This window comes from Mesorhizobium sp. M00.F.Ca.ET.216.01.1.1 (assembly GCF_004010325.2).
GTDB lineage: Bacteria > Pseudomonadota > Alphaproteobacteria > Rhizobiales > Rhizobiaceae > Mesorhizobium.
In genome coordinates this window covers 20,586-33,151 of record NZ_SADR02000006.1, presented here as the reverse complement: position 1 = coordinate 33,151, position 12,566 = coordinate 20,586, and the positions used below count along the sequence as shown (strand labels likewise).

The window sequence follows — 12,566 nt, the reverse complement described above, 5'->3', positions numbered from 1 at the left end:
GGAGCGGCGGAAAAGCGTCAAAGCCGCGATCGCCCGATCCCGTCATCGGTGTTGGCCAGAAGCTTGCGCACAGCGTTACGCGCCGCTTCCGGCCGCTGCAGGCGGATGTTCTTCTCGATCGCCTCATGCAGCTTCTGCGCCTGCCGCTGGTCGCTTGTCTGTCGCGTCGTGAAGATGAAAAGATGGTCGAGCGCGGATTCGATCAGCACCCCGAGCGGCACCAGGAGATCATTGCCCGAGGCCCGCAGAATAGCGAGATGAAAGCGCGTGTCGGCGCGTGTACGCTCCTGCAGGCTGGTCGCCTCGCCCATCTCGCGGCAGGCCTGGCTGATCTCGGCCATCTGCTCCTCGCTCCGCCGCATCGCCGCGAAGGCGCTGGCTTCCGGCTCGATAATGTGACGGAATTCCTGCACGGTCCGCAGGAACATTTCGCGATCGGGTGCTGTCGCGTACCAGGCCAGCACGTCGCGATCGAGCAGGTTCCAGCGCTCTTTCGGCTCGACCCAGCTGCCGATCTTTGGGCGGGACGCGAGCAGGCTTTTTGCCATCAGCATCTTGATCGCCTCGCGCACCGCCGAGCGGCTGACGTCGAAGGTTTCCGACCATTTGGCTTCGTTGGGCAGAATGGTTCCCGGCGGATAGTCGCCGCGCACGATCCGAAGGCCGATCTCATTGGCCAGCGAAGCGTGCACGCTCGACCCCGGAAATCGGGCCGCATCAGCCCGGCGCACGGCAGCGGCCGGCGCCTTGGCCTTGGCGGATCGCTTCCCTGGCTTTTCGTGCGGCATCCACGTTCCAATGCGTCGGCTGTCTGTCGCGGGAACTCCGGAGTTATCCGCATCCGCCAGTCTCTTTGCCGAAAAAGTACGAACTCTGGGGCGCGTCAAAGCCGGAGCCTACCGCCCCGACGATTCGTCCATGTCATGAACTGGTGTGACGGGGCGCCCGTTTTCCGGACGCCCCGAGCGTGCGAACCTACTTCTGGATGCAGGTGTCGACCGTGTCCTTGGTGCATTCGTCGAGGCCGGTGAACACCGGATCGGCGACGGGTTTGCCCTCGATCAGGTCGATCATCACCGACGGCGCCTTGTAGCCCATTTCGAACGGCCGCTGGCCGACCAATGCGGTGACAAGGCCATCGCGGGCAATCGCCACTTCGTCGCCAATCGTGTCCGCAGCGCCGATGACAAAATCGTTGCTGGCGATCTTGTCGGCCATCGGCTTGAACAGGTCGCGATAGGGCTGCGGAGCGCCGAACAGCGGCCAGCCGCCCTCAATCGCGAAAGCGTCGAGCTTCGGATTGGCGGCAAGGATGTCGGTCATCGCCTGCACGCCCTTGGCGCCGTCGTCGTTGGTGAACACCGGGCAGCCGGCGACTTCGGTCCAGCCGCCTTCGCCGGCGAGCGCCGCGAGACCTTCCTTGCCGCTAAGCGCATCGCGTGTACCCTGGGCACGGCGCAGGATGTTGTCGGCAGCGGGATTGCCTTCGATCAGGCAGACCGTGCCGCCGTTCGGCTTGGCCTTCTTGATATACTCGCCGATCTTGTGACCCATGAGATAATTGTCGGTGCCGAGATAGGTCTTGCGCAGCGCCGCATCTTCCTTGGTGAGGTCGGCGTCGACGGTCATGATCGGGATCGACGGATTGGCGGTCTTGATCGTCTGCGCGATCAGCGGCGCGTTGGACGGCGAAATCGCCATCGCCACCGTGTCCGGCTTGCTCAGCATATCCTGGACGATCTGGGCCTCGCCTGCCTCGTCGGAGGTCGATGCCGGGCCGGTGTAGAAGCACTCATATTCCGAGCTGGCGTTTTCCTTGTTCCATTTCTCGCAGCCCTGGTGGATGGCCTCGAAGAATGGATTATCGAGCCCCTTCACGACGATGACGAGCTGTTTCTTGGCCAAAGCCGGCCCGGCGCCCAACGCCATGACGGCGGCAGCGGCGAGCAATAGTGATTTCCTCATATCAGTCCTCCCTTGAAACAAACGGACACGACGTGCCCGCCACACAGATCAACCCGGATGCGTGATGACAGAGGATCGTTTCGCGAGCGCTCGTGTCGGCAAGCCAAGTCGATAAGCATTTCCAGATGCGGTTAAAGATCACCCCCAACAAGCACAGCCGTTGCCGGATCCTCGGCCGATAAACCTCCGCCGGTTCCGCCCGGCGAACCGCCAGCAGGGATCGGCATAATCTCCTCCAACGCCTAGCTAATATCGGCTTGCCACCAACGTCAATGCTATTTGTCCTACAAAACGGATTTTTAAAATATCCCGGCTTTAATTCGTCCGACAATTGATTGACGCGCGCCGGCTTTTGCGTAAAAGAACGCTAACGCTGTTCCCGGGAGGAGTTGGGGAGAGCGAGGTCAAAGCAGCGCCGGCATTCACGCTGGGAACAGCAGCGGGCCGCAAAGCACGGGGAGGCAAGAAGGCTGGTGGCGGTTCTCGAACTCACCAACATCTCGAAACATTTTGGCGCCATCCAGGCGGTCAACGATGTGTCGCTGTCCATCGAGGCCGGACAGGTGGTCGGCTTGATGGGCGACAACGGCGCCGGCAAGTCGACGCTGGTCAAGATGATCGCCGGTAATTTCCGCCCGAGCCATGGCACGATGCACATGGACGGCAAAGAATTGATCCTGCACAAGCCGGTGGAAGCCCGCCAGCACGGTATCGAGATCGTCCACCAGGATCTGGCGCTGTGCAACAATCTGACCGCCGCCGCAAATGTCTATCTCGGCCGCGAGCTGCGCCGGGGCGTCGGCCCATTTGGCATCCTCGACTATGCCTCGATGTACAAGCGTGCCGGTCAGATCTTTGCCGAGCTGAAATCGGAGACCCGGCCGCGCGACCTCGTCAAGCAGATGTCGGGCGGCCAGCGGCAGGCGGTGGCGATCGCCCGCACCATGCTTTCGCAGGCCAAGATCGTGCTGATGGACGAGCCGACGGCGGCGATCTCGGTCCGCCAGGTCGCCGAAGTGCTGAATCTGATCCGGCATTTGCGTGACCAGGGCATCGCGGTCGTCCTGATCAGCCACCGCATGCCTGACGTCTTTACTGTCGCCGACCGCGTCATCGTCATGCGGCGTGGCCGCAAGGTCGCCGACAAGACGATCGCTTCGAGTTCGCCCGAGGAAGTCACCGGGCTCATCACCGGCGCGATCGAACAGGTTTTGTAGCGCGAATTCCACCACGGGCAGCAGATAAAGGTCGATAATGGCAGTCACCCTTGACCAGACGATCGCGCAGAAGCAGCACACCTTGCTGACCAGGGTGTTTGCCAGCCAGACCTTCTGGGTGGTGATCGCGGTCATTCTCGCGTGCCTGTTCCTGTCCTTCGCCACCGATTCCTTCGCTACGACGAAGAACATCTACAACATCACCCGCAACGTCACCTTCGTCGCCATCGTCGCGCTCGGCATGACCTTCGTCATCATCACCGGCGGCATCGACCTGTCGGTCGGTTCTGTGCTTTGCCTGTGCTCGATGGTACTCGCCGTCACCATGCATGCCGGCTACGGCATCGAGGTTGGCATTGCCGCCTCGATCGCCACGGCGCTGATCATCGGCGCCTTCAACGGCATATTGATCGCCTATCTCGGCTTTCCGCCCTTCGTAGTGACGCTCGGCATGCTGTCGATCGCGCGCAGCCTCGCCATGGTCGCCTCCAACAACACCGTCGTCTTCCAGTTCGGGCCGGACCACGCCCAGCTTCTGGCGCTCGGCGGCGGCGCCTGGCTGTTCGGCATCGCCAACCCGGTTCTCTACACCATCGTGCTGGCGCTGATCACCGGCTTCATCCTGCGCTGGACGAAATTCGGCCGGCATATCTTCGCCATCGGCGGCAACGAGCATGCTGCGACGCTGACCGGCGTTCCGGTGCGCCAGATCAAGGTCGCGGTCTATATGATCTCGGCGCTGGCGGCCGGTATTGCCGGCATCATCGAAACCGGTTGGCTGGGCGCCGTCACCACCAATATCGGCACCGGCATGGAACTTCAGGTGATCGCCGCGACCGTCATCGGCGGCGCCAATCTGGCCGGCGGCTTCGGCACTGCCTTCGGCGCCATCGTCGGCGCGGCGCTGATCGAAGTGATCCGTAACAGCCTCGGGCTGCTTGGTATCAATGCCTTTTGGCAGGGCGTGTTCATCGGCGGCGCCATTCTTCTCGCGGTCCTGTTCGATCGGATCCGCAATTTCAGGCGCAGCGACTAAAGCACAACGCGCCGGCTTTCAACACGGGATGGTCTGACGGCAAAATCCGTGTTCAGCCTCGAGCCGACGGCACGAAGCTCCCTCCAGGCGTTTGTTCGTTCCGGTACCTATCGCTCAGTCTGAAAATCAATCTGCGCGGCACATGGCAGGTGCCAGGTCGCTAATGTGCGCCTTGACGCGGATGCAAATGCGACCACAATCCCCCTCAGCAGGCGAAGGGAGGCCAGTCGCCTGCGGGAGGATACCCATGACGGAAGCGATCAGGCTCTACTGGGGCCGGTTCGGACATGTTTCTGTCCTGAATGTCGCCAGCGACTTCGTCACCCATGCCCATGTCGAAGCGCACATCATCATCTGGCTGGAAGGCACGGCCGGCGAGATGACCATAGGCCGTGAGATAGTGCGCCTCGGACCCGGCACCGCCGCCGGCATCAACTCCTTCGAGCCGCACAGCCACGCTCTGTCCCGCGACGGCAGGCCTGGCTTGTTCCTCGCCTTCTACATCGATCCGGACTGGGCGCGCCGGCGTCGCGACCTGCCTTCGTCGGCGCCGCTGTTTTCAGCATCCGCGATCACGCTGGAACCCTGGCTGCACAAGGCGGCGGCCAACCTGCTCTATCATCTGAGCGACAATGAGAGCATCGACGACATCGCCAATTACGAGATCGAGCGCTTCATTGACAGCGTGCTCGATGCCGCCGACGCCTCGGCGCCGCAGGTGGCGCGCCCCCGCATCCATACCATGCAGGACTTCCGCGTCCGCAAGGCAATCCAGCTGATGAAGGCCAATGTCTGCGAGCGCATCTGCTTCGACGACATGGCGCGCAGCGTCGGCCTGTCGCGACCGCATTTCTTCGCCCTGTTCAAGGAACAGACCAACCTGACGCCCAACGTCTACTGGAACACGCTGCGCATGGAAGAAGCGGTGCGGCAGTTGCAGTGGTCGCAGGAGCCGCTGATCTCGGTCGCCTGCAATCTCGGCTTCACCACACAGGGAAATTTCTCGCGCTTCTTCCGCGACCATGTCGGCGTCCCGCCGACGCTTTATCGCGAGGCGGCGCGGGCCATTTCCTGAACCGTTCGCCGCCCGTTTTCAGGCGCTCGTTTTTTCAGACTGCCTATTTTCAGACTGATTGATACGCATTCAAGACGCATTGATAAGCGGCGCCGGCCTCGCCGCCCTACCCTTCTGAGCAGCTAACTCGCAAGGGAACGATCATATGGCGAAAGTCACCATCTCCAGCGTCATCGACGCGCCGATCGAAAAGGTCTGGGCGCGCATCCGCGACTTCAACGGCTTGCCGAACTGGCACCCGCGCATGGTCGAAAGCCATATCGAGGATGGCAAGGACGCCGGCATGATCGGCTGCGTGCGCAACTTCCAGCTCGCCAGCGGCGCCCGCATCCGTGAAAAGCTGCTCGACTTCTCCGACGAGAAATTTCTCGTCAGCTACTCCATCCTGGAGACGCCGCAGCCGCTCAGCAATCACAAGGCGACGCTGCAATTGCGGCGGGTGACCGACGGCAACCGCACCTATGCCGAATGGACCGCCAGTTTCGACGCCGCTCCGGAAGAAGCCGACAAGCTCGCCGAGGGCATGGGCGCCAATGTCTTCCAGGGTGGCTTCAACGCCCTGAAGGCCCATTTCGCCGGCCAGATCTGATAGACAGGAGCGTGCCATGGCGCTTGCACTGCAGACTTTCTCGACGGTCAAGGACGCCAGCGCGGCGCTGAAATCCGCCGGTACCCTCTATCTCGGCGGCGGCACGCTGGTTGTTCGAGCCACCAATGAAGGCGACGTGTCGATCTCTGGCTTCATCAGGTCGACCGAGCCGTCGCTGTCGGCCATTACAGTTTCCGGCGGCAAGGTCCGCATCGGCGCCTCCGTGACCATGGCTGCGATCGCCCGCCATCCGGATCTTGCCCTGCTGGCCCCGGCTGCGCGAGCCGTCGGCGGCCCAGCGATCCGCAACATGGCGACGATCGGCGGCAATCTCTTCGCGCCGGCGCCCTACGGCGACTTCGCCGTCGCGCTGCTGGCACTGGACGCAATCGTCAGTACCGGTGACGGCGATCTGCCGGTCGAAGCCTTCCTGGCCGGGCGCGACAACAGCCGCGCCATCGTCACCTCGGTCGGTTTCACGCTGCCGAAGGACGGCGGCCTTCGCTTCCTAAAAGTGTCGAGGGTGAAGCCGAAAGGCATCTCGGTGCTGAGCATCACCGCAGTGTTGGAACAGGCGCCGGACGGCACCGTCTCATCGTCACGGATTGCACTCGGCTGCATGGCCGACCGTCCGATGCGCGCCAGGGCGGCGGAAAATGCGCTGCTCGGCAGGAAGCTGACCAGGGACGGCATCGCGCCGGCGTTGGCCGTCGTCGGCGACGGCACTTCGCCGCCGACCGATCCGATCGCCAGCGCCTGGTATCGCAATGAAGTCCTGCCGGTCCATTTCGGCCGGCTGCTGCTTGGCTGAAATTGCCCGTTGGGGCGCGCGCTTGTCAGACGGTTCGGGCAGGCGCGCAAGGAGGAAAAGATGGCAAAGGTCCCGGTTCAATTCACGCTCAACGGTTCGGAAAAGGCCGAATTCATCGACAGCGGCACGACGCTGCTTCACGCGCTGCGCGACAAGATCGGCGATACCTCGCCGAAAGGCGGTTGCCATCAAGGCACCTGCGGCGCCTGCTCGATCATCATCGACGGCGAACTCAGGCTTTCCTGCCTGACGCTGGCCGAGACCTGCAACGGCGCTGATGTCAGGACGACGGCAGGCCTTTCGGAAGGTGGCGGTCTGCATCCGTTGCAGCGCGCCTTCCTCGACGCCTTCGCCACGCAGTGCGGCTTCTGCACGCCAGGCATGATCATGGCGGCCAAGGTGCTGCTCGACCACACGCCGAACCCCAGCCGCGAGGAGGTGGTCGAGGCGCTGTCGGGCAATATATGCCGCTGCACCGGCTACGAACCGATCATCCAGGCGGTGCTGACCGCGGCGCGCTCCAATTCGCAGAACGTGGCTTGAGGACCTAACCCATGGAACTCCGCAAGAGCTATTTCGCCGACCAGCGCAGGGACAATTTGCACGAGGTCGGCCAGCCGCGGCCACGCTCCGATTCACCCGGCCACGTCACAGGCAAGACCGCCTATTTCGCCGACCGCAACTTTCCCGGCATGCTGCATCTGAAGATGGTGCGCAGCCCGCACCATCACGCCCGCATCCGCGGCATCGACACTTCCGAGGCTGAGAAACATCCGGGCGTCGTCAAGGTGCTGACCGCCAAGGATGTGCCGCACAATGTCTACACCATCCTGATACTGATCCAGATCGGGCCGGAGGACGAGACGGTGCTGGCCGACGGCAAGGTGCGCTGGAAGGGCGAGGCCGTGGTGGCGGTGCTGGCCGAGACCGAGCGCGCCGCGCAGGAGGCCGCTGCCAAGGTCAAGGTCGACTACGAGGTGCTGCCGGCTGTCTTCGACATGGAGGAAGCGCTCAAGCCCGGCGCGCCCTTGGTCAACGAATACCACGGCCAGAACTACTACCTCTACGACAGCGGCGAGTGCCGCAAGGTGCGCTTCGGCGATATCGAGGCGGGGTTCGCCACAGCCGACCACATCCTGGAACAAACCTATTCGTCCTCGCCGATTGAACACGCGCCCACCGAGACGACCGGCTGCATCGTCGCGCCGGAAGGCAATGACCGCTTCACTTGCTACACCAACACGCAGGCGATGTTCTTCACCCTCGACAACGCTTCGATCATCCTGCAGATGCCCGGCAGCAAGCTGCATTTCGTCGGCGGCACCGTCGGCGGCGGCTTCGGCGGCAAGGTCGACGTCATCGTCGAGCCGATCGCCATCCTCGGCGCCAAGCTGACCGGTCGTCCGGTCTCCTTCATCTACAGCCGTGAGGAGGAGATGCAGATCTCCTCGCCGCGCGCCGCCGAAAAGATCATCATCAAGGACGGCGTCATGAACGACGGCCGCATCGTCGCCCGCAAGGTCACCGGTTACACCGATGCCGGCGCCTATTCGCGCCATTCGCCCTATGGCGCGCAGAAGGGCGCGGCACATTATCCCGGCCCCTACACGATCCCGAATGTCTGGATCGACACCTATTGCGTCTATACCAACCGCACCCCCTCCTCCGCCATGCGCGGCTTTGGCGTCACCATCGGCGACTTCGCGCTGGAGGTGCAGATGGACAAGCTCGCCCGGCTGATCGGCATGGACCCGCTCGAATTCCGCTTCATCAATACCTATCGCGACGGCGACATGAAGGCACATCGCCAGCCGACCGAAGGGGCGGCGCTGATCGAGTGCATGCAGGAGGCGTCGCGCGCCGCCAACTGGCCGGTGGCGGAAAAATTCCTGGCCATGTCGTCCTACGCAAAGGGAGCTTGAGATGGCGATCAGACGCGGACGCGGCGTCGCCGCGATCAACTATCCGACCGGCATGAACCTCGGCGGCGACCCGACCCAGGCGCTGGTGCATTCGACGCCGACCGGCAATTTCATGGTCACGCTGTCCAGCGTCGACCTCGGCCAGGGCATGAAGCAGATCATGGCGCAGATTTGCGCTGAAACGATCGGCGTGCCGACCGACCGCGTTGTCGTCGACACCGCCGACACCGACACCGGCCCGCATTGCATGGGCACCTTCGCCTCGCGCGGCACGCATCGCGCCGGCAACGCCGTCATCCAGGCGGCCCGGGAAGCCCGCCAGGTGATGCTGGAAGTGGCGGCCGAGGAGCTGGAAGTGAATGCGTCCGACCTTGAGACGGACGGCCAGGGCAACATCATCGTCAAGGGCGCGCCGCAAAAATCGATCTCGATCTTCGATGTCGCGCTATCGGCGCATTTCAAGCGCGGCCGTTCGATTTCCGGCCGCGGCATGTTCCTGATCCCGCGCTCCTATCCGGAGAAAGAGACCGGCGCCATGAAGCCATCGACCTGCTACGCCCATGCCTGCACCGTGGCGGAGGTCGAGGTCGACGATGAGACCGGCGAGGTCACCGTGCTGACGGTCAAGAACGTCTTCGAGATCGGCCGTGCGCTGAACCCGAAGATGGTCGAGCAGCAACTCGTCGGCGGCTCATGGATGGGCATCAGCCACGCCCTCTACGAAACGACCGAACCTTATTATCCCAGCCGCGATCATGGCGGCACCGACTTCAACCAGTATCTGATGCCGGGGCCCGGCGATCTCGCCAAGACCGAGATCATTGTGCTCGAACGGCCCTCGGCCGATGGACCCTATGGTGCCAAGGGGCCGGGCGAGATGTGCGCCAACCCGCAAATCCCGGCGGTCGCCAATGCCATCTTCGACGCCGTCGGCGTGCGCATCGACACGCTGCCGATCACCCCGGAGCGCATCCTGCGGGCGCTGAAGGCGCACGCGCCGAACTGAGTGCTGCAAATGCCCAAGGCAACCGCCCAGATTACAAGCACGGAGACTGTCGCGACCTCGCCGGAGGCAGTGGCGTCCCGCCTTGCCGCCTCGCGCTATCTGGCGGACGAGAGCCTGGCCACCGCCATTTTCCTGGCGATAAGGCTGGGCAAGCCGCTGCTGCTCGAAGGCGCGCCCGGCGTCGGCAAGACCGAGGCTGCCAAGGCGATCGCCGAACTGCTCGGCCGCGAACTGGTGCGGCTGCAATGCTATGAGGGCATCGATGCCGCGCACGCGCTCTACGAGTGGAATTACCAGCGCCAGTTGCTCGCCATCCGCCATGCCGGCGAGCACGAGATCGACATCTATGACGATCGCTTCCTGATCGCCCGGCCACTGCTGCAGGTGCTGAAGGCACCGGAAAAGCGCGTGCTGCTGGTCGACGAGATCGACCGCTCGGACCACGAATTCGAGGCGCTGCTGCTGGAATTCCTGTCCGATTTTCAGATCAGCATTCCCGAGCGCGGCACCATCAGCGCCAGGACGCAGCCCGTCGTCATCCTGACCTCGAACCGCACCCGCGAACTGGCCGAGGCACTGCGCCGCCGCTGCGTCTACCACTGGATCACCTACCCCGACGCCGAGCGCGAGGCCGAGATCATCATGCTGCGCGCTGGTGATATCGCCCAAGCCACGGCACGCGCAGTGGCTTCGGCCGTGCGCGACATCCGCGCCCGCCCGCTGGCCAAGCCGCCCGGCATCGCCGAGGCGGTCGAATGGGCCAATGCCGCCACCATCCTGGAAAAAGGCGGCAGCCCGTGGCCGCAAGCCTTTCGCCGCGCCATCGGCGTGCTGATCAAGGACGAGGAGGACCTGTCCTGCATCGCGCCCGAGCTTGGCCGGATTGTCGAGGAGGCGCTGGCTTGAGCCCCGCCGCCTTACCTCGGGCGGCTGCGCCATTGCTCGGTTTTGGCCGGCTGCTGCGCCGCTACGGCTTCCCCATAGCGCCCGAACAGGTGTCAAGCTTCATGCAGGCGGTGACGCTGCTTGGCCCTCGCTCGATGGCCGACATACACGAGGCCGCGCTCGCCACACTGGCGCCAACGCCCGACCGCCGTGACGAATTCGAGGCGCATTTCCAGAGCTACTTCTACGGCAATGCAGCAGCACTCGCCGAAGGCGACGCAGACGAGGAAACCCGGATCAAGGATGATAGCGGCGCGAGCGATGAAGAGACCGAGGTCGCGCGCCGGGAAGAAGGTGGAGAACTATCTTCGGCCAGCGAACAGCTGGGTAGTCGCGACTTCCGGCGCAATGGCGATGGGCTCGACGCCTTCCGCCGCAAGCTCGCCGCCGCCTTGCCCGCCCGCCGCTCCTTCCGCACCATGCGTACGCGCTCGCGCGGCAGCCTCGATTTGCGCCGGTCGCTTAGGGAAATCGTCAGCGCCGACGGCGACATACCATCGCCGCTCTTGCGCCGCAGGCAAACCGTGCCGCGTAAGCTCTTGATGCTGATCGATGTGTCCGGCTCGATGAAGCTTTACACCGCCGACTATCTCAAGCTGGCGCATGCGGTTCTGCAAGGCGCCGACCGGGCGGAAGTCTTCACTTTCGGCACCCGGCTTACCCGCATCACGTCGGGGCTGCGCATTCGCGATCGCGGCCAGGCTCTGGCCCGAGCAGCGGCACAGGTCGACGACTGGGACGGCGGCACCCGCATGGGCCTGACGCTGCTTGCCTTCCTGTCGGTGCCGCGCTTTTCCGCCTTCGCGCGCGGGGCGGCGGTCGTCATCCTGTCCGACGCGCTGGAGCGCGGCGACCATGCCGAACTGGAGATGGCGATGCGCCGGCTGAGCGCCCGCGCCTTCCGGCTGTCGCTGGCGACGCCGCTGGCCGGCGATCCGCGCTTCCGGCCGGCCACCGCTGCCCTTCGCGCCATCCTGCCGCTGCTCGACGATCTGGTCGACGGCTCGTCCCTCTCAGGCCTTGCCGATTTCATCCTGTCGCTCGCCCGAACCGCCCCTGTGGCGGAGGCAATCTGGAAGAGGGTCTCATGATGCAAAACGCGATCGACGCGCATTTCCACATCTGGCGCCAGCAGGACCAGCCCTGGCTGCGCGGGCCGATGGTGCCGCGCATCTTCGGACCCTACGAGCCGATCCGCCGCGACTACCCGATCGAGGAATTCCTGGCCGACCAGCAAGGCTCGGGCGTCGAGAAGGCGGTTTATGTCCAGACCAACTGGGCCAAGGAGGATTTCGAGAACGAGGTCGCCTTCCTGCAGAAGACTGCCGACGAGACCGGCTGGCCACATGCCATCGTCGGCTATGCCGACATGACCGTGGACGATGTGCGCCACCAGATCGACCAGCTGGTAAAATACAAGCTGCTGCGCGGCGTGCGCATGCAGCTGCACTGGCATGAAACGCCGGCCTTCCGCTTCGCCGCCTCGGCAGATCAGGTTATCGACCCGAAGGTGCGCGCCAATGTGGCGCGACTGAAGGACTATGGCCTGTCCTTCGATCTGCAGCTTTTCCCCACCCAGATGAAGGACGGGCTGACGCTGGTCGGCGAGAACCCGGAGACCAATTTCGTCCTCACCCACGCCGGCATGTTGACCGATATGTCGCCGCAAACCACCGAGGCCTGGAAGGCCGGCTTGCGCACCCTTTCAGCCGCGCCCAACCTCTACGCCAAGCTCTCCGGTCTCGGCACATTCATCCATCGCAACGACCCGGTGCTGATCACCTATATCGTCGACAATGCAATCGACATCCTCGGCAGCGATCATCTGATGTTCGGCTCGAACTTCCCGATCGAGAAACTATGGACGAGCCACGCCGAGCTGATCAAGGCGCATCGCGAGGCGGCGGCGAAACATACCACCGCCGACCAGGCCAACATCTTCTGGAACACGGCGGAGCGGGTGTATCGGCCGGTTTGAAGCGCTGAATTCCCTTCTCGCC

The 12,566-nt window shown here is 63.9% G+C and carries 13 protein-coding genes; 11 read left to right on the top strand and 2 right to left on the bottom strand.

Translation table 11 applies throughout. The features are described from left to right. Nucleotides 1-17 precede the first annotated feature (17 nt). A complete protein-coding gene (locus EN859_RS10055) occupies nucleotides 18-788 on the bottom strand; it encodes a FadR/GntR family transcriptional regulator (RefSeq protein ID WP_135913527.1) in 771 nt (256 codons plus the stop codon). A 187-nt stretch (nucleotides 789-975) separates the two neighbouring features. Beyond that, nucleotides 976-1,965: a sugar-binding protein gene (locus EN859_RS10050; protein ID WP_127853206.1), complete on the bottom strand. Its 990-nt coding sequence runs from the start codon at nucleotides 1,963-1,965 to the stop codon at nucleotides 976-978. Between the two features lie 473 nt (nucleotides 1,966-2,438). On the opposite strand from EN859_RS10050, the gene EN859_RS10045 reads away from it, so the two are divergent. The 11 genes from EN859_RS10045 (at nucleotide 2,439) to EN859_RS09995 (ending at nucleotide 12,544) form a co-directional block, all read left to right on the top strand. Further along, the gene (locus tag EN859_RS10045) at nucleotides 2,439-3,182 is read left to right on the top strand and encodes an ATP-binding cassette domain-containing protein (protein ID WP_127853205.1); all 744 of its coding nucleotides are present in this window, start codon (nucleotides 2,439-2,441) and stop codon (nucleotides 3,180-3,182) included. Between the two features lie 37 nt (nucleotides 3,183-3,219). Then, nucleotides 3,220-4,218 carry an ABC transporter permease gene (locus EN859_RS10040; protein ID WP_127853204.1) on the top strand — a complete coding sequence of 333 codons (999 nt, stop codon included), beginning with the start codon at nucleotides 3,220-3,222 and terminating at the stop codon, nucleotides 4,216-4,218. A 247-nt stretch (nucleotides 4,219-4,465) separates the two neighbouring features. Then, nucleotides 4,466-5,293, top strand: coding sequence for an AraC family transcriptional regulator (locus EN859_RS10035; protein WP_127853203.1), 828 nt, complete (start codon nucleotides 4,466-4,468; stop codon nucleotides 5,291-5,293). A gap of 145 nt (nucleotides 5,294-5,438) precedes the next feature. Continuing rightward, nucleotides 5,439-5,882 (top strand): SRPBCC family protein, encoded by a 444-nt coding sequence (locus tag EN859_RS10030; RefSeq protein WP_127853202.1) that lies wholly within the window; start codon nucleotides 5,439-5,441, stop codon nucleotides 5,880-5,882. A gap of 16 nt (nucleotides 5,883-5,898) precedes the next feature. Next, on the top strand, nucleotides 5,899-6,693 hold the full coding sequence (locus EN859_RS10025) for an FAD binding domain-containing protein (protein ID WP_127853201.1): 795 nt from the start codon (nucleotides 5,899-5,901) through the stop codon (nucleotides 6,691-6,693). Nucleotides 6,694-6,753: 60 nt separating this feature from the next. Next, nucleotides 6,754-7,236 carry a (2Fe-2S)-binding protein gene (locus tag EN859_RS10020; RefSeq protein WP_127853200.1) on the top strand — a complete coding sequence of 161 codons (483 nt, stop codon included), beginning with the start codon at nucleotides 6,754-6,756 and terminating at the stop codon, nucleotides 7,234-7,236. 11 nt (nucleotides 7,237-7,247) lie between these two features. Then, the gene (locus tag EN859_RS40240) at nucleotides 7,248-8,615 is read left to right on the top strand and encodes a xanthine dehydrogenase family protein molybdopterin-binding subunit (protein ID WP_127853199.1); all 1,368 of its coding nucleotides are present in this window, start codon (nucleotides 7,248-7,250) and stop codon (nucleotides 8,613-8,615) included. Nucleotide 8,616: 1 nt separating this feature from the next. Beyond that, a complete protein-coding gene (locus EN859_RS40235) occupies nucleotides 8,617-9,621 on the top strand; it encodes a molybdopterin cofactor-binding domain-containing protein (RefSeq protein WP_127853198.1) in 1,005 nt (334 codons plus the stop codon). A 9-nt stretch (nucleotides 9,622-9,630) separates the two neighbouring features. Then, a complete protein-coding gene (locus tag EN859_RS10005; RefSeq protein WP_127853197.1) occupies nucleotides 9,631-10,527 on the top strand; it encodes a MoxR family ATPase in 897 nt (298 codons plus the stop codon). Continuing rightward, nucleotides 10,524-11,657 carry a VWA domain-containing protein gene (locus EN859_RS10000; RefSeq protein ID WP_127853196.1) on the top strand — a complete coding sequence of 378 codons (1,134 nt, stop codon included), beginning with the start codon at nucleotides 10,524-10,526 and terminating at the stop codon, nucleotides 11,655-11,657. The genes EN859_RS10005 and EN859_RS10000 overlap by 4 nt, the downstream gene beginning before the upstream one ends. After that, complete coding sequence (locus EN859_RS09995; RefSeq protein ID WP_189501835.1) at nucleotides 11,657-12,544, top strand: amidohydrolase; 888 nt, start codon at nucleotides 11,657-11,659, stop codon at nucleotides 12,542-12,544. Before EN859_RS10000 ends, EN859_RS09995 begins: the two co-directional genes overlap by 1 nt. Nucleotides 12,545-12,566: the final 22 nt, after the last annotated feature.